The 20059-nt window shown below is 64.9% G+C and carries 27 protein-coding genes and 1 pseudogene; 1 reads left to right on the plus strand and 27 read right to left on the minus strand.

Annotated elements, in window-relative coordinates; genetic code table 11:
• Window positions 1-498, plus strand: a 498-nt coding sequence (locus tag ADT71_RS13885; protein WP_156336590.1) for a helix-turn-helix domain-containing protein, incomplete at its 5' end; no start/stop codon positions are given.
• Window positions 499-508: 10 nt separating this feature from the next.
• Here the strand turns inward: ADT71_RS13885 and ADT71_RS13890 are convergent.
• The 27 genes and pseudogenes from ADT71_RS13890 to ADT71_RS14010 form a co-directional block, all read right to left on the minus strand.
• Entirely contained in the window at window positions 509-1087 is a 579-nt protein-coding gene (locus tag ADT71_RS13890; RefSeq protein ID WP_132469786.1) for a hypothetical protein, read from the minus strand.
• A 14-nt stretch (window positions 1088-1101) separates the two neighbouring features.
• Complete coding sequence (locus ADT71_RS13895; RefSeq protein WP_156336592.1) at window positions 1102-1728, minus strand: hypothetical protein; 627 nt, start codon at window positions 1726-1728, stop codon at window positions 1102-1104.
• The gene (locus ADT71_RS32155) at window positions 1658-2323 is read right to left on the minus strand and encodes a hypothetical protein (RefSeq protein ID WP_197283024.1); all 666 of its coding nucleotides are present in this window, start codon (window positions 2321-2323) and stop codon (window positions 1658-1660) included. The genes ADT71_RS13895 and ADT71_RS32155 overlap by 71 nt, the downstream gene beginning before the upstream one ends.
• Before the next feature lie 19 nt (window positions 2324-2342).
• Window positions 2343-3236: a hypothetical protein gene (locus ADT71_RS13905; protein ID WP_054437699.1), complete on the minus strand. Its 894-nt coding sequence runs from the start codon at window positions 3234-3236 to the stop codon at window positions 2343-2345.
• The gene (locus tag ADT71_RS13910; RefSeq protein WP_054437700.1) at window positions 3233-4756 is read right to left on the minus strand and encodes a hypothetical protein; all 1524 of its coding nucleotides are present in this window, start codon (window positions 4754-4756) and stop codon (window positions 3233-3235) included. The genes ADT71_RS13905 and ADT71_RS13910 overlap by 4 nt, the downstream gene beginning before the upstream one ends.
• 1090 nt (window positions 4757-5846) lie before the next feature.
• Window positions 5847-7373, minus strand: a complete 1527-nt coding sequence (locus ADT71_RS13915) for a phage tail length tape measure family protein (protein ID WP_054437703.1) — start codon at window positions 7371-7373, stop codon at window positions 5847-5849.
• A gap of 4 nt (window positions 7374-7377) precedes the next feature.
• Complete coding sequence (locus tag ADT71_RS13920) at window positions 7378-7719, minus strand: hypothetical protein (RefSeq protein ID WP_054437704.1); 342 nt, start codon at window positions 7717-7719, stop codon at window positions 7378-7380.
• 104 nt (window positions 7720-7823) lie between these two features.
• Window positions 7824-8240, minus strand: coding sequence for a hypothetical protein (locus tag ADT71_RS13925; RefSeq protein WP_054437706.1), 417 nt, complete (start codon window positions 8238-8240; stop codon window positions 7824-7826).
• Window positions 8241-8270: 30 nt separating this feature from the next.
• Window positions 8271-8732 (minus strand): hypothetical protein, encoded by a 462-nt coding sequence (locus ADT71_RS13930; protein WP_021245860.1) that lies wholly within the window; start codon window positions 8730-8732, stop codon window positions 8271-8273.
• A gap of 29 nt (window positions 8733-8761) precedes the next feature.
• Window positions 8762-9166, minus strand: a complete 405-nt coding sequence (locus ADT71_RS13935; protein WP_054437707.1) for a DUF3168 domain-containing protein — start codon at window positions 9164-9166, stop codon at window positions 8762-8764.
• The gene (locus tag ADT71_RS13940) at window positions 9163-9726 is read right to left on the minus strand and encodes an HK97-gp10 family putative phage morphogenesis protein (RefSeq protein ID WP_054437709.1); all 564 of its coding nucleotides are present in this window, start codon (window positions 9724-9726) and stop codon (window positions 9163-9165) included. The genes ADT71_RS13935 and ADT71_RS13940 overlap by 4 nt, the downstream gene beginning before the upstream one ends.
• Entirely contained in the window at window positions 9723-10070 is a 348-nt protein-coding gene (locus ADT71_RS13945; RefSeq protein WP_054437711.1) for a phage head closure protein, read from the minus strand. The genes ADT71_RS13940 and ADT71_RS13945 overlap by 4 nt, the downstream gene beginning before the upstream one ends.
• Window positions 10061-10597 (minus strand): phage head-tail connector protein, encoded by a 537-nt coding sequence (locus ADT71_RS13950; protein WP_054437712.1) that lies wholly within the window; start codon window positions 10595-10597, stop codon window positions 10061-10063. The genes ADT71_RS13945 and ADT71_RS13950 overlap by 10 nt, the downstream gene beginning before the upstream one ends.
• Window positions 10594-10773: a hypothetical protein gene (locus ADT71_RS31390; protein WP_132469783.1), complete on the minus strand. Its 180-nt coding sequence runs from the start codon at window positions 10771-10773 to the stop codon at window positions 10594-10596. Before ADT71_RS31390 ends, ADT71_RS13950 begins: the two co-directional genes overlap by 4 nt.
• A 56-nt stretch (window positions 10774-10829) precedes the next feature.
• The gene (locus ADT71_RS13955) at window positions 10830-12059 is read right to left on the minus strand and encodes a phage major capsid protein (protein ID WP_054437713.1); all 1230 of its coding nucleotides are present in this window, start codon (window positions 12057-12059) and stop codon (window positions 10830-10832) included.
• Between the two features lie 26 nt (window positions 12060-12085).
• Window positions 12086-12712, minus strand: a complete 627-nt coding sequence (locus ADT71_RS13960; protein ID WP_054437715.1) for an HK97 family phage prohead protease — start codon at window positions 12710-12712, stop codon at window positions 12086-12088.
• Window positions 12709-13950, minus strand: coding sequence for a phage portal protein (locus tag ADT71_RS13965; RefSeq protein ID WP_054437717.1), 1242 nt, complete (start codon window positions 13948-13950; stop codon window positions 12709-12711). The genes ADT71_RS13960 and ADT71_RS13965 overlap by 4 nt, the downstream gene beginning before the upstream one ends.
• Window positions 13947-15185, minus strand: a complete 1239-nt coding sequence (locus tag ADT71_RS35015) for a terminase TerL endonuclease subunit (RefSeq protein ID WP_197283025.1) — start codon at window positions 15183-15185, stop codon at window positions 13947-13949. The genes ADT71_RS13965 and ADT71_RS35015 overlap by 4 nt, the downstream gene beginning before the upstream one ends.
• A gap of 85 nt (window positions 15186-15270) precedes the next feature.
• Window positions 15271-15795 (minus strand): annotated as a pseudogene (locus tag ADT71_RS35730) (terminase large subunit domain-containing protein); the annotation flags it as partial.
• On the minus strand, window positions 15725-16207 hold the full coding sequence (locus tag ADT71_RS13975) for a phage terminase small subunit P27 family (RefSeq protein WP_054437719.1): 483 nt from the start codon (window positions 16205-16207) through the stop codon (window positions 15725-15727). The pseudogene ADT71_RS35730 and the gene ADT71_RS13975, both read right to left, overlap by 71 nt.
• On the minus strand, window positions 16204-17445 hold the full coding sequence (locus tag ADT71_RS13980) for a site-specific DNA-methyltransferase (RefSeq protein ID WP_054437721.1): 1242 nt from the start codon (window positions 17443-17445) through the stop codon (window positions 16204-16206). Before ADT71_RS13980 ends, ADT71_RS13975 begins: the two co-directional genes overlap by 4 nt.
• Window positions 17446-17490: 45 nt before the next feature.
• Window positions 17491-17856 carry a hypothetical protein gene (locus ADT71_RS13985; RefSeq protein WP_054437722.1) on the minus strand — a complete coding sequence of 122 codons (366 nt, stop codon included), beginning with the start codon at window positions 17854-17856 and terminating at the stop codon, window positions 17491-17493.
• A 185-nt stretch (window positions 17857-18041) separates the two neighbouring features.
• On the minus strand, window positions 18042-18308 hold the full coding sequence (locus tag ADT71_RS13990) for an HNH endonuclease (RefSeq protein WP_054437829.1): 267 nt from the start codon (window positions 18306-18308) through the stop codon (window positions 18042-18044).
• A 125-nt stretch (window positions 18309-18433) separates the two neighbouring features.
• Window positions 18434-19030 carry a hypothetical protein gene (locus tag ADT71_RS13995; protein ID WP_054437724.1) on the minus strand — a complete coding sequence of 199 codons (597 nt, stop codon included), beginning with the start codon at window positions 19028-19030 and terminating at the stop codon, window positions 18434-18436.
• On the minus strand, window positions 19014-19202 hold the full coding sequence (locus ADT71_RS14000) for a hypothetical protein (RefSeq protein WP_054437726.1): 189 nt from the start codon (window positions 19200-19202) through the stop codon (window positions 19014-19016). Before ADT71_RS14000 ends, ADT71_RS13995 begins: the two co-directional genes overlap by 17 nt.
• Complete coding sequence (locus tag ADT71_RS14005; protein WP_054437729.1) at window positions 19202-19456, minus strand: DUF6378 domain-containing protein; 255 nt, start codon at window positions 19454-19456, stop codon at window positions 19202-19204. Before ADT71_RS14005 ends, ADT71_RS14000 begins: the two co-directional genes overlap by 1 nt.
• Window positions 19453-19992 carry a crossover junction endodeoxyribonuclease RuvC gene (locus tag ADT71_RS14010; RefSeq protein ID WP_054437730.1) on the minus strand — a complete coding sequence of 180 codons (540 nt, stop codon included), beginning with the start codon at window positions 19990-19992 and terminating at the stop codon, window positions 19453-19455. The genes ADT71_RS14005 and ADT71_RS14010 overlap by 4 nt, the downstream gene beginning before the upstream one ends.
• Window positions 19993-20059 lie beyond the last annotated feature (67 nt).

The following is a 20059-nucleotide window of genomic DNA, read 5'->3' on the forward strand; positions in this document are numbered from 1 at the left end:
CGGCAGCGCGCCGGGATCGAGGCGGCGCGCGCCGAAGGCGTCTACAAAGGCCGGAAGAAAAACATCGATGACGATGAAATCCGACGCCGGATCACCGCCGGCGCGAGCAAGGCCAGCGTCGCGCGCGACCTCAAGATCTCAAGAATGACCGTCTATCGGGCGCTTGACGTCATTCCTTCAAGGATCGGGCTGCCGGAAAAGCCGCCTTCTGTCACCATCGCCCTGCATCTGACCATCGAGAACTTCAACAAGCATGGTCGTGGCAGAAAGCCCGCTCGCGAGCGCATTGAGGCGATGCTGGAGCGGGATTACCAGATGCAAAAGACCGGGAACTGCGATTACACGCTGACCGTCGCCTATGATCAGGGTGCCGATGGCGTCAGCCTCGATGATGAGATCGCATCTCTCCAGACAGAGATGTTCAACATCGCAGAGAGCTACAGGTGCTCGATCGAGACCGATGTTTACGAGATTGGAGGACAAGAGCGAGCCTGGTAGATCGCCATGTTCAATCTTTGTTCTTCAACATGGCCAAAATCGCAGCTTCGGGCCGACTGGGCCTGATCGCCGCGCCACCCAGGGTGGCTGCAATCTTGAACGCACTCGCGCTCACTACGGACTGCACGAAGTAGATGGTGAACGCCGTGATCCCGGTGGGCATGCCACCGGTGCAATAGAACTGGACCGGATCGCCAACGGCCAGACCGTGCGAAGTCCAGTTGATGTTGTTGGTCGGCGACGGGCTGAACGTGATCCCGGTGACGTTGGTGAGCCAGGAGACGGAGCCCGTACCCAGCGTGAACTGAGTCCCGTTGATCCGCAGGCGCTGCGGGGCCGGCGTCGCATTGTAACCGTCGATTCCGATGAGCGTGGTCGAGGTGCCGGCATACAGATCGTAGCTGTGAACCAGCGCACGGATGGTGCGGCCCTGCCAGGTGGCAGGCGTGAAGTTACCACCGGACAGGTTGGAGAAGTAGCCACCGTCAGCGCCGTACTGCTCGACCGCGCTGTATTTGTCGGCCCACTGGTAATAGTTGACCGGCAGCGCGACCTGCTGCCCGCCGCTGCCAGCGCCCAGCAGGGTCATGAGGACGCCTGCCATCAGTTGAGACCCGCCCCGGTGATGACCCAGGTGGTCGCCGCGACCTTGACCAGGGTCGCCAGACCGTAGCCATCGAGCGTGCGGCTGCCGGTATTGGCAGTGCCAGCCTGACGCAAGGTGTCGGTGGTGATCGAGATGGTCTGAGCCGTAGCGCTATTGTTGTAGATGACGATCGTCGAGCCGATCGGGAATGCAACCGACGCATTGGCCGGGATCACGATGCCGCCAGTGGTGATGCTGATGTGCTTGCCTCGATCCGCCAGCACCAGCGTATAGGCAGCCGTCTTCGCGTTCTGCGGAACGTCCTTGTAGCCAAGTTCCAGAGCCGAAGCGTCTTGGATAATGCCGGCCGCCGTAATGCGCAGACGTTCGATGCTGGCCGGACCGAAGATCATGTCGCCGGCCGTATTCACGGTGATCCAGCCCTTTTCCCCGGTATTGGCGTTGTTCACCCATTGGATGTACGCACCGACCGTATCGCCAGCATTCTGCCGCAGGATTATCGCCCCGGTGGTCGCTGCGCTGTCCTGCAGGAACCGACCGCGCCCCGCGACATCAAGTGGGGCAGCTGGCGCAATGCCAATGCCTACACTGCCGGAAAAACTGCGGGCTGGCGAGCGGCGCACGCGAGGCATCGGTCGGGTGGACATGGTCTGCCCGGGCGAATCGTACCGAGGTGCCGACAGCCGCTGTGCCATCGGCGACAGGCGCGGTCGCGGAGGCCTGGGCCAAAACAAAGGCCGTCGTCGCCAGCTGGGTTGAATTGGTGCCAACAGCAGCTGTCGGTGCAGCCGGGACACCGGTGAATGTCGGCGACGCAAGAGGAGCGTAGGAGCCTGCGGACACATAGGCTGCCACCCATGCAGACCCGGTCCACACCCGCATTTCAGCGGCAGTGCTATTCCAATGCAACGCACCGGTCAGCAAGGCTGCGCCGTCATTGTCGACGGTCGGGTTTACAGCCTTCGAGCCGAGGTAGCGATCGTCGAAGGCGTCGTAGCTGGCGGCCGCATTGGCGGCGCTGGCAGCCGCGTTCGCCGCTTGGCTTGAAGCGGTTGTGGCGCTGGCCGCTGCGTTCGTGGCATAGCCGTTTGTCTCGGTGGCGAGCGCATTGGCCTGGGTGACGAAGGTCGGCAGCGCGCCGAGGAAGGCTTCGGCGCGCACGTTGAAGTTCGCCGCGTCCGTCCGGGACGGCGGCGTGGGCAGAGCTGTAATTGGCATGGAAACTCCCTCGGGAGGTTTACGTCAGGCCTTCGATGGTCAGGCTGCAGTAGCTGACGGTCGGGTAGGCAAGGTCGATCGAGAACTCCTTGTAGAAACCGTAGACAGTCAGGCTTTCGAAGGTCTCGGAGCCGATCCACAGGACCGGGGTGGCGCGAAGCGCTGCAAGGTTGCGATGGATGTCGTCGACCGCATCGGTCGGCATGACGACCCGGGCAGTCATGCGCTTGGCAAAGGCGCGCTCGACCACCGAGATCACGCCGAACTGGTCGGCCTCCTTGCGGCTGTAATCGATGATGCCAATGTCCACGCCGTGCTCGGTGTCGCCCAGCGAGAGCTGACGTCCCAGCAGCAGCGACCCGCACGATACGATGTCGGCCGGGTTGTCGCGGGCGATGGTGACGGTGACGACGCCGTTCGCGTAGACCGGAACATCGAGAAACAGCAGCGTCGACTTGCGGCCGATCGGCTCGAAGAACCACGAGAACCAGTTGTCGATGGCGTTGCCGCCGAGGTTGAAGCTCTGCGTGCTGGTGTAGTTCGTGACGCCATCGACCGTCAGCGTGACGGTGGCGCTTTCGGCATCGGTGTCGATCAGCGCCACGGCATCAACCGCACCCGGCGCCAGCACGGCCTGGAGTGACGCCACCCGAGTGCTGGCCGTGCCGACCCGCGCATCGAACATCGCCCAGCGGTTGGTGGGACCAAGGTCCAGCCACTTCGTTGGATCGGTCGCCGGGTTGACCCCGGTTGAGGCCGCCAGCGCCTCGTAGCGCCGGTGGGTTGAGGCAAGGATCACCCGGTTACCGGTCACATAGGCGGTGCCGGCACTCCAGGCCGGATGATCGTTTTCAGGCACGGTGCTGCTGGTCAGCATGGCGTCGGTGATCGTGACGGGCCGCAGCAGTTTCATGCCGCAGTCCTCGTCGACAGGGCGTCGCCATCCGGGGTCACCCGCTCGAGGATCCGAGCGGTCTTGGTGGTACCCGAGGCAATGGCGGCCGAGGCAATGCGCTGTTCGCCGCGCAGGTCCGCCACTTCTTGCCGCAGTGCCCGCAGCTCATCGAGCAGCGCCGACTGGTCATCATTGGCCGGAATGGTCGCCGTGCCCATCTGGTTGGCGGCGAACTGGTCCCACCAGCCGGGTGCGCTGGATGCGGTCGCAGTCGTTTCTGCGTCGACACTGGTGCCGGCAGCCCGTGCGATGATCGCCAGCGTCTGCTCGAGGCTGGCCGCCGTCAAGCCTTGTAGCCGGGCCAAATCTTCTGAGGTGCGGGCGGTTTCGGCAGCCTGCGACAGCAACGCCTGACTGAGACCCGGCAGTGATTTTGCCGCCTCCTGGTCACCACTGCGAGCCAGCATGGAGGCATTGTTGAACTTCGCCAGCGCCTCGGCGTAGCTGCCGGTCTTCGTACCCATCACGCCCCGGATCCGCTCGATCTCGGCAATCAGGGCTTCGGTGATCGCCGCCCAGGCCGAGCGCAGCTTCTCGGCGGCACTGGCTGCCGCTTCGGCCGCCTGCCGCTGGTCCTCGAGCGCCCAGATCTGCTGCTGCAGCGCCCGGTTGGAGGCGTCAAGCTGGTCAAGGTCGAGCGCGCGGAGAGCCGTCGTATCACCCTGCAGTTCCAGCAGACGCCACTCGAGCGAGGCGCGTTCGTCCGCAATGGCAGCCGCGCTGGCCGCATCCTGAGCTGCGCCCACCAGGTCTGCGAACGCCGGGGCCAACTGGATCAGCGCGACATAGGCCGCCCGCCCGGCCTCGGTGGTGAGGTCCTGGGCTTCGACCAGTGCCCGGAAGCCCGCGATGCTATCGGGCATGGCGAGACCCATGCCGGCGAGCGCAGAGGTCATCTGCGCCGTGCGCGCGGCGGCCTGTTCGGTGCCGGTGTAATAGAGCGCAAAATATTCGCCCGTCGCTGCGGTCATGTCGCTGACGGTGCCAAACAGCTCGACCAGGTTCATCGACGCGGCAATCGTCAGATTGGTAGACCGGCCGAGCATGGTCATGGCGCCGGTGACTGCCTCGACACTGGAGGCAACCCGGATCAGGGTCTCGAAATAACCTTCGCCGACCTGCTGGAACTGGTCGAGACCAGCAATGGCGTAGCGGGCGAGATTGTCGGCCGCAGCGCCGAACACGGCCGCCAGCTTCTCCTGGATCTGCGCGCCGGTCAGGCCCTTGAGGTCGATCTTGCCGATGTTGATGACGAAGCTGTCGAGCCGAGCCTGCACTTCGTCCAGCGACAGACCCAGCGGTCCGGCAGCGGCCGAGATCGCGTCATAGAAGCCGGTGAAGATCAGGCTGAACTGACGCTCCAGTTCGGCGCTCGCCTCGGAATATTGCGTGCTGTAGCGGGTGCTGGTCGTGATCCCGAGGAACTTCTTCTTTTTCTGGATGTCGGTGTAATACTGGCCATCGAACCCGCCTGACATGATGCCGCCGAGCGACTGGGCGCCCCCGTAAATGCCCTGACCGACGACGTGGTCTTGGTGCCGAACAGCGATCCGATCAGCTTGCCAATCGCGCCCACGACACCGCCCAGGATGCCACCGATCACCGGGATCTTGTCGAGGACCGAGCCCACCTTCTGCATGGCGCCGCCCAGGATGGCGGTGACGCCGGTCGGCTTGAACCCGGTCTGCACACCGGCAGCGAGATCCTCGGCGCCATTGGTGCGGATGATGAGGTTGGTGAGCCCGCCAATATTGGCCTCGATGCTGCGCAGCGACGCCAGCATGGCGGCGGAATAGCGCATGGTCAGCGTGTCGACCTCGCGCAGGTGATCGATGGCCTTTGCGATGCTCTCGGACTTCGCCTCCGCATCGCCGAACACGGTGCCGGTGCCGTCGTTGGCGGGTTCAGGCTTCGGTCCACCACCGCCAAAGGCCCCGCCGATCGCAACGCCGAGCGAAGCAATGACCCCGGCCGTAACCGCGCCGGCCGCGATGTTGAGCGGGAACGGCAGCGAGCGGATCGCGTTCACGACAGCCTCAACCGCCTTGATGCCGGTGGTGATGATCGAGTTGCCCTGTTCGACACCGGCCCGCGCCGTATCGGACGCAGCCATGGCAGTGTCGGAGGCGACCTTGGCGGTCGTCTGCGCGCCGATCAGGCCGATCTTCACCGCGGCGTTCTTGATCGCGACGGCCAGTTCATAGGCCCGAAAAGCCTTCTCTGCCGCTTCCAGCGCCTGGAACCCCTTGGACCCTGCCTTGAAGAAGCCCTTCGCGGCGCTGGCGAGATTGCCGTAGTGGTTGATCTCGGCCGCCGCCTGCGCAGTACGCGCAGCAGCATACTGGAAAGAGGCGCGGCCATATTCGCGCTCGGCCTCGGCAATGCGCCGGGTGGCGGCCTCTTGGTCAGAGGCATAGCGGGCAAACTCGGCGGCGACTGCCCCGATCGCACCACCGACACTGCCGAAAGCTTCGGCCATGCCTTGGGCGGCCGTCTGGGTCTGGTCGGCCATCTCCTGGAGTGTATCGAGATACTGCTCCTGTTCCTTCAGGCCAAAATCATGCTCGATCAGCTGGCTGCGCGCGGCGCGATAGCGTTCCCAGGCCTCGACCCCGCGTTCGAGCACGATCTGCTCCCGCTCGGCCTCGAGATTGGCAAGCGCCTGTGCGCGCGCCGACTGGCCGAGCAGCGAGACCTGCAGTTCGAGCGGAGCCACCGTCTGGCGCAGGAACTCCGAGGTGGCGAATGCGCGGGTGGCCTGTTCCCAGGCTTCGCCGGCTTCCAGAATGGCAATGCGTGCGGCATCGGTCGGAGCCTTGAGCGCCGCCATGGCGACTTCCATCCGCTTGATCTCGATCGGGGTCTTTCCGATCTTCGCGGTTTCCATCGCGAGATTGGCAGCGAACTCATGCGCAGCCTGCAGGGCGCGCTCGGCTTCGCTTTCTTCGCGGCTGTTGCGGCCAGTTCCGGCGCGGCCCGCCCGGTCCGAACGATCAGCCCGAATCCCGGCAGCGTCGGCAGCGAGCCATCGCGCGCCGCTTGCAGGGTGTTCTCGCGCCATTGTGCCGAGAAAGCATCCATCATGCCCATCGCGTCGCCAAAGGCCGAGGTGAACTCGTCCCGCACCGTCGCGCCCATGCGGGCGGTTGACCCGGCAAAGCTGTTTTCCATTCGTGGCAGGGCGACGGTCTCGATCTGGCTGATGGTGGCAAGGCCCACCCGGTCCAGCACCGGGTTGACCCAGCTTGCCAGCCAGTTGAGCGCGGCGATGGCCTTGTTGGCGAGATACTCGATCCCGCTGATGGCAAGATTGGCCGCGCCAACGGCGGCCTCGCCGATTACGCCGGGCAGCGCCTGCCAGACTGCGCGGATCGCCCCGAACCCGCCAATCCAGCCTGCATAGATCACCGCAATGCTGATCTTTCCGACCTCGAGCACCTTCTGGAACGCCCAGACGGCCCATTCCTTGAGGCTGGAAAAGACCGGGCCGAGGTTGAGCCCGTCGCTGATCGTGCGCCACAGCCCGCGCATGACGTCGCCGGCCGTGATCCCGACCGGGCCCAGCTTCTCCATCTCCTTGGCGGTCAGGCCCAGGCTCTGTGCGTAGCGGTCGAGTTCTCCCGACTGCTTCACGCTCGACTGGAACATCTTGAACGCGCCGAAGGCGATCCCGGCCGCAGCCGCTGCCGCCAGCAAATACGGATTGGTGAGCGCGGCAGCAGCCGCACTGGCGGCAAGCCCCAATACCGCCCGCGCCATGCCGCCGATGCCGACACCTGCCTGCATCGCGATCTGCCCGATCTGCGAGCCCTGCTGCATGAACACGGTCATCGGCTTCTGGCCTGAGGCGAGGCTCACCACCACGTCGTTCAGCTGGTAAACGAGGTTCTGCATCTGGTGACCGGCAAGCTTTGCCGAACCGCCCATGCGGGTCATGCCGCGCGTACCGACGGCCTCGATGGCCCGGTCAGCGCGCCCGGCGGTCGCCGCGATGTCTCCCATGGCGCCGCCAACCGCACGCTTCATGTCGGCCATCTCCTTCTGGAGACGGGCGATGTTGGTGATCATCTCGATTTCGAGCGTGCCGGCTTTCATCGGTTCACTCCTTCGAGTTGATCAGTGCGCGGAAGGCCTGGGAGACTTTGCGGGATACAGTGGGGCGATTGGTGCCGTCAGTGACGGCAGTCCAGGGCGCCGGGCAATCGGGGTCCTTGGCCTTCTGGCTTTCGCTGACGAACTCGACCGACAGGCGGCGCAGCAGCCGGCAAAGCCAGGGCGCGAGGTCTACGCCCATACACGACTGCCATTGGGCGATGGTGCCCCAGGACAGCGGCACCGGTCCCATGGCGCCGGGTTCGGATGCGCCAATGTCCATCAGGGTGTCGATGATCCATGGCGTACGGATCGGCGGCATGTCGGGGACGATACCGTCCGCCGTCATGCGCTGGAGGCGGGTCAGCGGGTCAGGCTCTTCCGTTGTCTTGCCCGCAGGCTGGCGCGGTTTCGGCGCGGTGCCGAGCCAGGCCAGTTGCCGGACGTAGAGGCTCAGCTCGCGGCCGAGCTCGTCGTAAAATTTGCCCAGTCATTGATGTGTGCTGCGACCTGGGCGGCGATGAAGCCGATCGAGGGATCCTCGTAGGCCTTGCGGAACAGGGCGGCCCCTTCCAGCCCTTCGGCCGGCGGATAGGTGAAATGATTGAAGCTGACCGTGCAGGCCGCGAGGAACTCGGCCTGTTCGGCGAGCTTTTCCTCGGCGCTCTGGTCCATTTTCCCGCGCTTCTTGATCTTGTCGACCAGCAGGTTCTGCTGGCGCGACTGGGCGCGCTGATAAACCTTGGTGCCCGGGCCATAGACGGTGATCGAGAGGCGCTGGCCCTTGTCGTCGTACAGCGGGGCGTCATCGCCGCCGACCAGTTCGACGGTCGAGGTTTCGGTCGCGGCAAGCTTGGTAATGTCAAACATGAATGGTCTCCGTCAGGGACGTAGCAGGGATCAGGGAGCCAGAACTTCAACCACGCCGACACCGGCGGAATTGGTCGTCAGTTCCAGCGTCACGGTGGCGGTGGTGATCTGGTCGACCGAGCCGACGTTCACCTTGAAACTCATGACCTGGGCCTGGAAATAGTACTTGTCGCCGTTCTGGGTGGTCACGAGGAAGCTGTGATCGCTGTCCGAGGTTGAGGCCGATTTCAGCAGGATCTGGCCAGCATCGTCGGTATCGAGACCGAGCTGGATGGTCATGGTGCCCTGGTTGAAGCTGCCCTTCTTCTTGACGACGCCGCGGCTTCCGACCGGATTGAAGGTGACGAGGTTGTACTCCCGGCCGAACTCGCCGAGGTCCGATACCTCGCCAACCAGCGTCATGGTCAGCGCATTGTAGCCGGTGGGATCGAAGGTCGCAGGGGTGGAAGCCGACACCTTCAACGTGGTGCCGGCGGAAGTCCGAACGGTCATGGCAGTGGTTCCTTATTGAAGGTGAGGCCTCAACGCGCCTCGTTGAATGAGACGCGGAAATCCTGCGTCTGCATGTTGATGCCGGTCTCCTCGTCGAGGAAATCAGGACCGGCGGAGTCGGTGTGGACGGTCACATCGGTGAGCCCGTCGATTGCGGGCATGCGATCGGCCGCTGCCGCCCGGACCGCGCGCATAACGGCCTTGGCAGCCGGATAGCTGGCGGCGAGTACCGTCACCTGCACACGTTCAGTCACCCGCCGTTTCGGGCCCGGAGCGGGAATGTTCCGGTCCGTGCTGCTGACACTCATCAGTGCAATGGCCGGGAGCGATGTGCCCTGCGGGATGATGCCCGCCACGATCCGGGCTGCAGGGACTAGCGCCGTGACACCAGTGTCAGCCACCAGGAGCGAACGGACCGCAATCACCCCGTTCATTCGTCATCGACCTCGAGGGTCGGCGCCTTCAGGTTTCCAATCTGGACCCGGTGCGCGATGTAAGCGCCCATGGCGTTCACCGCCTCCTCGGCTTTCTGGTCGAGTGCCGGGCGTAAGAACGGCTTGGCCGCATGGCCCGGATGCATGATGACTGGACCGACGAAGTTCTCGCCGATCTTCAGGCTGCCGCGCTTCACCATCTTGTTGACCGTGCCAATGCTGACCTTGCGGGGCCCGGGACGGGTGTTGCGCACCGGCTTGTCGGCCTCAGCGACCGAGATCAGGTGCGGCGCAACGCCATATTCGATGAACAGGCCGAGATAGGAGCCAGACCCGCGCAGCTTCACGTAGGAACTGAGGCGGCTGCCGGCCGTCCGGGTGCCGATACCGATCGCCTTCTTGAGCTTACCAGTGCGGACCGGAACATTGGCCTTGGCCTGCTGCTGGATGACCTTGGCCCCGGCACGCAGGCCGCCACGGATGACATTGCGTTCGAGGTTCTTGGGCAGTTCGTCGAGCAGGCGCAGCAGTTCAGGGCCACCCTTGAGCCGGATGGTCATGGGGCGGCTCCTTCGCTGCTGTGCTGCTCGACAATGAGTTCGATGCCTTCGCGGCGGCCCAGCTCGGCCGGGCCAGACACGATCTGCAGGACGCGATTGCCGACGATTACCCGCATGTCCGGGGTGACCCCGGCGAGATGGCGCATCCGGATCCGCGCCGGGCGGTTGGCGATGACAATGCTGTCGGCCAGGCGCTCGGCCCGGCTTGGCAGGACGTCCTGTACCTCGGCCCAGACCGTAGCGAACTCGGTCCAGGTGACGGTTTCCGTTCCATAGAGGGGATCAGGGGTGACGACCTTGCGCTCGATCCGGATCCGGGTGTCGAGCCGGGATGCTAGACCCATCGCGCGGCCAGATGGTTTACAAGGGTGTCGAAGGCCAGACAGCCTGCACCTTCGCGATTTTCGAACAGGGAGGCGGTCTTCACGAGGATCGCGGCCCGGGCGATCGCCAGGTCCGGGTGCCCCTCGGCAAAACCGGCAGACAGGGTGATGGTGATCTGGCCGTCAGGTGCCAGCGTGGGCCATGATGTGCCGGCAGCTGGCCGAATGCGCACGAAGCCATGACGTGCCCGGGCAACATAAGCAGCCTCGGGCAAAGTGACCGTCAAACCGCCGGTTGCAGTGTAGGTGATGGCGGCAATGGTCACCGGCCGGACCGGCACGGTGATTTCATCGGCCCACGCCTCCAGCACCATGGCGAGGGTCTGCTCGCAGAGCCGCAGATCGGCGAGCCGTTCGAGTTCGGCCTGGGCAGCATCGAGGTGGGCAGCCAGCAGCATGTCCTCGTCATGGGCGTCGAGACGCAGCTGCTGGCGCGCTTCTTCCAGTGTCACCGCGCGTATGGTCGGAGCGGTGACGACCGTGATCATTTCGTACGGTTCCGGGCGGGCTTTGGCGCGTCAGGCTGTTCCTCGACCGGTTCGGCAAGTCCGCGCTGGCGCAGAATTTCGCCGTCATTGTCAGCGATCTCAAAGGTCTGCCCGGCCAGGATGATATCGGGGCCGACCGCGCTGACATGCAGCGTATCTAGGGCTTTCATTAGCATGGTGCTATCTCCCAAAAGGGCGAATGGGGCCGACCGTTCAGCCGGCCCCATCCAGATTAGGGTGCAGTGGAGGCCGTGATGGCGGCGGCGAATACGCCCTTCACAAAGGCTTCCGGGCGGTAGACCGCGAGCGCGAGACGCTCTTCGGCAAGGATCGTGACCAGGTTCTTGCGAAAGTTCTGGTCATCCTCGGTCGAGATCTCGACCCGGGCATCCCAGCGATCGAAGATCTGCGCCCCCAGCTGGAACGCACCGGTCAGGAAATTGCCCTGCGCAATCGCCTGGGTGGCCACGATCGGCATACCCCACAGCGTCGGCGCAAGGCCGCTCTGCGGATTGCCGATGAGATAGCTGCCGGTCGTTTCCTTGAGCAGCTCGATGCTGGCCCAGTCGGAAGGGTGCAGCACCGCACCCGTCGTCGGGAGTTCCGCCAGCGCCGACTTCAGCACCGCAAGGCGCAGCACATCGATACGTGTCACCGGTGCCGGGATGGTAATCGGCGCGGTGTAGGCGGTCGCCTGCGTGTAGATGCCGTTCAGGTCCGTGCCGGTGCCAGCCCCGTTGAGCAGCTGGTTTTCCTCGACCAGCGCCAGGCCGTAGCGCAGGCGCCCGTCGATATAGGACTGGAGCATCGGCACGTCGTCGAGGATCTGGCGGGTTGCCAGCACCCAGTGGGCGATGGTGGTGACGCTGCTGGTCGCGATATCGAACTTGATGTCGGACTGCGGCTTCAGTGCTCCGGTCGTTTCCGCCACCGTCGCCGCCGCATTGGTGAAGCCGGTCTCCTTCACATACTGGACGGAGGTGCTGGCGGTGCGGCCCGGGGTCAGCAGATCGCGGACCGTCAGGCGGCGCTGGCCGGGAACAATCATGCCCGGAAGTCGGTCGGGGACAATCAGGTCGCCAGCCGAGCCCATGGCATCGGTGGTCAGGCCCGAGATAATGGCCTTAACCTCGACACTGGCGCGGCCGCGCGAGACCTTGGATTCGAGGAAAGACTTGATCTCCTCGGAGGCAACGACCTGCTGCCCGATCGACTGGTGGGCATTCTGGTCATCCGGCCCCTTGCGGGCGATCTTCTGCTCGAGTTCGTCGAGCCGGGCCTTGGCCTCGTTCATGCCGACCAGGGCTTCGTCCGCCAGCTGCTTGGTGGCAGCGGACAAGTCTTCGCCCTTGGCGGCCTTGCCCAGCGCCTCGTCGGCGATGGCTTTGACCTGGTCGACCTTGGCGTCGAACGCGGCTTTCACTTCGCCGGCAAGCTGCTCGGCGGTCTTGGGTTCAGTCATGGGATGCTCCGTAAATTCGGGTGAGTTCAGGTGCGGACATGCGCCGCGAGCGCTGCGATGAAATCAGCGGGATCACTGCCGGACTCACTCCGGAGCAGCGGGGCCAGACCTTTGCCCGCGATCGCGGTGGCCTGGCTTTTCGAGAACCCTGCCTCGCGCAGGAAATCCTCAAACTGGGAAAGGCTCGGCATCTGGCCGGCCGCGATCAACGATTTGACGCTGGTGATCAGCGCCTTTTCGTTCATCGGAATGGTGACGAGGCTGACCTCGTGGAGCGCGACCTCGACCAGGTGGCGGGCCTTGCCGACCATGCGGTCCCGGATGGCGCGGTAGCCGATCGACAGCCCGCCGATGGCACCATCCTTGACCAGGCCATGGGCCTCGCGGCCCGTGGTGGTCGACATCGAGAAGCGGCCTTTGACCAGCAGACCATCGCTGGTTTCCTGAAAGTGGGTCCAGACGCCCGCTGGGCGCTTCTGGTCATGGTACATCAGCATTGGCACGGACTTGCGGCTGGCGATCGATGCAGTGATGGCACCGGGCAGGATGACGTCGCCGCCATGGTCGAGATTGCCGTAGCCGGCAGCCAGACCCTCGATGTGGCCGTCATCATCGAGCGCCTTGGCGTCGAGGGTGAAGTCGAGTTCGTTCAATTGGGTTCTCCCGGTCCCGGCGTCACCGGCGGCGCAAGGCCAGCCTGCGTGATGGGGACGTTCTGCATCTGCATGCGGGGCACATCGCCGCCTTCGACCGGCGGCAGGTTCTCGAGGGCACGGACCTCGTTGATGGTCATGACGCCGTTGGTCAGCATCTGCTGGTAGAAGGAGGCCCGGGCCGCACTGTCACCGCGCAGCAGGCCTTCCAGGTTGAACTCGATGGTGATGCCGGCCAGCCGATCGGCGACCGACAGCAGCTGCTTTTCCAGCGCCTGTTCGATGCGTTTCAGGCGCCGGCGCAGCGTGAATTTCTGGAAGCCCAGCGTCTGCTGCTCGAGCCCCGTGCCCCAACTGGTGGTCTTCTCGGTATGGCCGACCATGAACGGCGGCACCCCGAAGAACCGGCAGACTTCCTCGACTGAGAAGGCCCGGCTCTGCAGCATCTGGGCATCTTCCGGGCTGATCGAGAGCTGGACCCAGTCCATGCCGCGATCGAGCAGCATGGGCCGACCAGCATTGATCGCGCCGGCAAACTTCTCCTGCAGCAGCTCCTCGGCCAGCCGGCGCTGGTCGATCGTCAGCGTATCGGCGGTCTTCAGCAGGCCCGACGGTCGCACCCCGTTACGGAAGGTGTCACCCGAGGCCCGCTCGATCGCCTGGGCCAGCCCGAAGGACTGACGGCCGGCGCTCAGCGTGGAGAGACCGCCCAGCGGATTGCCGCCGAAGCCCCGGATGTGCAGCACCCGGTCCTGGCCGACGACATGGCGGACGCCCTGGTCCACCCATTCATACTCCAGCGCACCGTCATCGCGGCGGCGCACGGCCATCAATTCCGGGTTGATCGGCACCCCGAGCGCAATCACCCGGCCGTTGCCGGCCCTGATCACCTCGGCATAGGCGTTGCCGTGCAGCTCGACGCTGGCACAGATGAATTCCCAGAAATCGAGCGCGGTCTGGTCGGCGTTCGGGCTGTCATGCAGGATCCGGTATAGTGGATGGTCATCCGCCACCGTCCGCGCGCCGCCTTTCGTCCGATAGACCATGAGCGGCAGCGAGGCGATCGTGCCTGCCAGCAGGTTGACGCAGGCCCATGCCGCAGCCAGCCCCAGCACCGAGGTGGTGCTGACGATTTCGCCGCTGGCGCTCGTCCGCGCGCCCATTTCCCGGTAGAGGAACGGGTCAGTAAGGCCGATCGAGCGGGCCAGGTAGCTGACCGCCTTTTGCAGGAGGTTCACGCGGCGAGGCTCTTCAGCCAGTCGTCGATCGTGCCGCCGGTGTCACTGGACATCGCCGCCCCCACTGCCATGCACAGCGCCACGGCTGCGTCGATCTTGTTCAGGGCCCTCTGCTTGGAGAGCCAGTAATTGTCCCAGCGGTCGGTCTCGATGACCGCCGACATGATTGCCGAGACCAGCACCGGGTTGCGTCTGAGCCGGATCCGGCCCTCGAGCATCATTTCCTCGAGCTGGCGGACCGATCCCGGCATCCACAGGCCCTGCGGCTCGCGATCCTGACTTTTGGCGGCCAGTTTCATGGCATCGGTCGGCTTGCCGCGCTTGGTCCCGCCTTGCGGGTGCTCGACGAACTCCATGTCGAGGCCGAGTTCGGCAATATCCTCTTCCAGCCGCCGGAAGGCGTAGCGGTCGTAGGCGACCATCTGGACGTCGTAATCGCGATCGTATTCGGCCAATGCCTGGGCAACGTGCCGGAAATTGATGTTCTCGCCCTGCGGCGCCTGCAGGAATCCTTGCGCCACCCAGACGTCGTAGGGCTGCTTGTCGCGCAAGGTGCGTGCCTGCAGCGTGTCCCCGGGCGTCCAGGCCTCGATCCACGCATCGAAGCAGGGTTTGCCGTCACGCTCTCCGGTCCGCTGAACGACGGCGAGCGCGGTAATGTCCCGGTTCTGGCTGAGGTCGAGCCCGAGCCAGACCTTGCTGCCGACCTTCGGCTCGAAATCGGCCAGTAGCGGCTCGAGGGTTGCCCGGGTCATCCAGGCGGTTTCGGCGTCGGTCCAGACGCAAAAGTGGAGCCGCAGGATGCCGTTCAACTGGCCGGGAATGGCCCTGGCCTGCGCCACCACTTCGGCGAGATATTCCTCCGTGATGGTCACGCCCAGCAGCGGGTTCGCCTTGATCCAGCAACCAGGGTCAGTGAGCGGATCGTCGCCCTCGTCGAGGGCGCAGACGTAGCTGAACGTCGTGTCGTCGAGGATGTCGCCGAGATAGGTCGGGTCGGTCAACGCATCGATGTTGCCAGCGGCGACTTTCACCGCGTGCTCATGCTCTTCCCAGGCCACCGAATTGCGATCTGAACCGGAGTTCGTGATCATGAACAGCAGCGGTTCGCGGCGAAACTTGAAGCCGCGCTCCAGCATCTCGATGATCGAGCGGTCCGGCAGCTCGTGGATCTCGTCGGCCAGTACGAAATAGGGCCGCGGCCCCGAGCCGGTCTTCCCCGTATCGCGCGACACGGGGCGAAAAACGAGCCCGATCCGTGGTGCGCGATGTTGAATTCACGCCGGCGCCGGAAAACTCCAGCCGCCGCGCCAATGCCGGCGACTGGCGGACCATCTTCACCGCGTCGGCAAAAAGGATGCCGGCCTGTTCGCGCTTGGCGGCAGCCGCATAGATCTGGGCGCCGGCTTCCCCGGCAGCGGTCATGCCGAACAGGCCGATGCCGCCGGCGACCGGGGATTTGCCGTTGCCTTTGCCTTGCTCGATGTAGGCGCGGCGGAATCGGCGGCGACCGTCGGCGCGTTTCCAGCCGAACAGGCTGCCGATGATGAAGGCCTGGCTCGGCTCCAGCCGGAAAGGCTGGCCCTCGAACTGCCCTTCGGAAAGCTTCAGCACCTCCTCAAAGAACCCGAAGGCGTGGTTTGCAGCCTCGAGATCGAACCGGATCCCGTCGGTGCGCTTCAGGTCGTCGAGGTGTCGGCGACAGGCATTGCGCACATGCGGCCCGGCAATGATCTCGCCGGAAACGACTGCGCGAGCGTAATCGGTCGTCCGGTCAGCTGAAGAAGCGGTCGGCGGGGTCGACGCCTTCCGACGTCGCCTCGGCTGAGATCCTGCTTCTGGCACTGGGCGTCATCCCGAATTCTGCAGCGTAGCGCATCATATCCGCGGCGGCCTTGTTGGCGGTCCCGACCAGCGGGTTCTGGATGGCGTTGCCGTTGGATGTCTTGATCATCAGGCCGCCGGTCAGCTGGTCCTTCTCGGCCATCTTGGCGATCGCCCGTTCGGCCTGGACCCAGCGGCCGTATGCCTGCGCGTAGGCGGCAAGTGCCGCGCGATCGACCTCGGACAAGAGGCCGATCCGGTGCAGCCAGTGGGCGACCCGGTTCCATTCCTCCAGCGCGTCAGCGGTCAAATGGGGCGGCGGTGCCGGCAGTGCCGCAGGCACAGCGGCCTCCTTACGGTTGATCGGGCGCTTGCCGCGATTACCCTCAATCAGCTTCAGATGGGTTGGTTTGGGTTTCGTTCCGGGCTTCATCGTTCAATTCCTGGGGGAGCGGCCGCAATCTCGTCAAATGTCCGGCCGTCGCCTTCCAGGGTTGCGGCAGCGCCGGTGAAATCCTGCCAGCGCTTGATGGTTACATCGACATAGGCCGGGTTGAGCTCGATTGCGTGGACCGAACGGCCAGTCATTTCGCCGGCAATGATCGTGGTACCGGAGCCTGAAAACGGCTCGTACACCGCCTGGCCTGGGCTGGAATTGTTCTCGATCGGGCGCTTCATGCATTCGACCGGCTTCTGGGTGCCGTGACCCGTCTCGTTCTTCTTGGGCTTGGCGATGTGCCAGACGGTCGTTTGCTTGCGATCGCCTGCCCAGTGCCCTTTCGCGCCCTTTTTTACGGCGTACCAGCAGGGCTCATGTTCCCAGTGATAATCGCCGCGCGAGAGGACCAGCTGGCCCTTGTCCCAGATGATCTGGGAGCGGAGCTGGAAGCCGCTGGCGGCAAGGCTATCGCCAACAACCCCGGCAAACAGGCCGGCATGCCAGACATAGGCAACGTCGCCTGGGAACAGTGCCCATGCTTCGCGCCAGTCCGCCTTGTCGTCGTTCAGCACCTTGCCCTTGGCCGAGCCGCTGGCAGCGACGCCTGCTTTCTCCCGCCAGGCCGGGTCATATTCCACCCCGTAGGGCGGATCGGTGACCATCAGGTGCGGCGTGATGCCATTCAAGGCCTTGGCCACGGTGTCGGCATCGGTGCTGTCACCGCACACCAGCCGGTGCTTGCCGAGCAGCCAGACGTCGCCGGGGGAACTCACCGGAATTTCCGGAGGGTTCGGTATCTCGTCCGGATCGGTCAGGCCCTCGGTCTTCTCGGCCAGCAGCTTCGACAGCTCGTCATCCGAGAAGCCGGTCAGCATCAGGTCGAAATCAAAGCCCTGCAGGTCGCCAAGTTCGACCGCGAGCAGCTCGAGGTCCCAGCCGGCGTTCAGCGCCAGCTTGTTGTCAGCAATGACGTAGGCCTTCTTCTGGGCCTCGCTCCAGCCCTTGGCGACCATGGTCGGGATCTGCGTAAGGCCCAACTTGCGCGCCGCCAGTAGGCGGCCGTGGCCAGCGATCAGGCCGCCGTCCTCGTCGACCAGCACCGGGTTGGTCCAGCCCCATTCGCGGATCGAAGCCGCAATCTGGGCGACCTGTTCGTCCGAGTGCGTTCGGGAATTGCGCGCGTAGGGCGTGATCTTTTCAATGGGCCAGAACTCACTGCTCTGGGCGGCCAATCTTGCGACATGGCGCTCCTTTGGGTGAGCGCGCTGTCGGCGCCGTCAGTCGGCCTGTTCGGCCTCGATTGCGAAGTGGGTCACGAAGCCGGTCAAGTAGGGCAGACCCTTGGGGATGCCGGTTTCGCGCGATGTGTCGCGGCTGATGGTCCAGCCCATCCAGCGGGTGATGGCAGCGTCGATCGCCGCCTCGGGGGCGAGGCCGGCGTGGATCCCATTGTGCACGTCGTCGGCGAAGTGGCGGCCGTGGCGGCTGTCCAGAAAGTCCCGAACCCCTTCGGCGGTGGCGCCGGTGGCCTTGGCAACCGCCGGAAAGGCGATGCCCCACGCTGCGTCCGCGTCCGTGAACCCGGCGGTCGAGCCGTAGAAACCCCAGGCTTCGTTGCGGGTCGGAAGGTGCGAGTTGGGCATGTCAGTCTCCGTGGTTGGCGGAGACGACTAACGCTCTGTTCGCAGGCACTATCCAGTCAAATAGACGGTTTTCCGTCACTTTCCCGGCTTCCACCCCCGGTCGCTAACTCGCGGGCGTGAAAAGTTTGGACCATGCGCGGTTTCCCCTCCCAAGGCCCCAGACTTTCGACCTCCCCCCGGGGGGATCAACCGATCGGCCAGCCAGCGGGGCCGGTGCCGACTGTCCTGCGCAGCCCGAACTGCTCGGCCGTGCGGGCCTGGTGGCAGTCGGCGCACAGGCAGCGGATGTTGCTGTCGTTGTCGCCGCCGCCCTTGGTGAGCGGCACGATGTGGTCGGGGACGGTGGCTTCCCGGACGATGCCCCTGGCAGCGCAGTCCCTGCAGAGCGGCTCGGCCTGCAAGCGCCGCAACCGCTGGGCGACAGCCCTGCGTCCGCGCAGTCGTACGGCCATGAGCAGGACCCCGAAAAGAACAACGCCCGGAAGCTGGTGAGCTCCGGGCGCAGTTCCCAATCCTCTATTTCGGAAGAATGCCCAAGGCCGTCCAGAAAAACAAGGAAAACGGCCATTTTCCGGCGTCATGTCAGCACTTTGCGGTGCGCGTCCCGCGCGATGCCGAACAGGTCCGCCAGCGCATCGAGTACGAGCGCGAGGTTCGTCAGGTCGGCCTGCGGCCAGCCTCCCGCATCCTCGTCGAGACAGACCAGCCGGTAGGCGAGCACGCTCGGTGCCTTGCCCGGTGCGTCCAGTCGATCCCGATCGCACTGGTCGAGGACGTCGAGCACGGCGCCGTAGTGGCGACGCATCTTCTCGACGAGCTCGCGGCTGGGAGGCGCACCGGAACCACCCAGAACGCCATCGCTTGCCAGGATGCCGGTGACCGAGGCCGGGAACGGCATCGGCCAACCCAGCACCGCATGGTGACGGTGATGGATCTCGGCATATTTCTGGCCGGCCGCGTATTGCTCCGAGGTGATCACTTCCCCGAAGGCCAGGCGCCCGAGCGCCGTACCCAGGCGTTCATCCCGGGCCTGGCGCGCCGTCACTCCGTAATGGCGCTGCCGAGCTTCCAGCACCGTGGCCATGGCCTCGCGCTGGGTCTCCGCAGCACTGGGCTGGACCAGCTTGCCGGAAGGGTGGCGCCGGCCGGCCTTGCGCTTACGGCCGCGGGCCATGGGCGCCTCCATAGAGCCGCTCGCCGATCTCCCGGATCGCTTCACGTTCCGAACGGCTGAGGCGGTGATCACTGACCGAGACGGCGAGGATCCCAGCCTTCCAGCCATCGCGCTTCAGCTCTTCGCCGTCGCGCTGCCGGGCATGGCCGTAGATTTTCGAGATCATGGTCATCAGCCAATCTCCCGCAACAGGGCGGCATAGCCGATGACATCGACCACGCTGTCGGCATGGCGCGGATCGTAGGTAAGCCGGGTGAGCTTGAGGTCGATCATGCACAGTGCGACCTGGGCAGGCGTCACCGGCATGCCCAACGTGATCGACCAGCGATCGGCAATGGCGCGGAACTGTTCGGCCGGATCGCCATAATCGTCCCGGCGCTCTTCCAGCACCTTGGCGGTGTGGCCGAGAATGGACCAACTGGTCATCGCACACCTCCACGGGTTGCGATGGCCCAAAGCAGGATGGCGATGGCATCGGCCTCGTTGTCATCGACGGGGAAGAACCCGACCTTGCGGACAGCATTGATGACTGCGGCCTTGTCGGCATTGCCCTTGCCGGTGATGTACCGCTTGATCGTGCCCACCGGCACGCCCTGGTAGGCGATCAGGTGCTCCTCGCACCACGCAGTCAGCACGGCCAGCAGGCCGCCGTATACATGTGCGGCGTCGGTGCCCACGTGGCGACGAACCTCCTCGAAGTAGACCGCCTCGATCGGCCCGGCACCGATATCGAGCTCTTCAAGCCAGCGGCGGAAGCGCAGAAACCGCATCCCTCCGCCGTCGAACCGGGTGTGCCTGAACGACACGGTGCCGCTCGAGATGAAGTCGTCGCTCGTCCGCAGCGCCCAGCCGGCGCTGGTACCGAGGTCGAGGGCGAGCATGGCGCCGCGCGTGATCGTCACCGGTCTTGCCTCCGGCGGGGTTGCACTGCGCACTGGCGCAGGCAGAGTCATAACATCCATGATGATTCTCCAATGGGGATGGATCGTGGTGCGGATGGCGGTGGTTTAGTGCTTGGCGGTACGGACC

Origin of the sequence: Novosphingobium sp. ST904 (assembly GCF_001298105.1) — a bacterium.
GTDB lineage: Bacteria > Pseudomonadota > Alphaproteobacteria > Sphingomonadales > Sphingomonadaceae > Novosphingobium.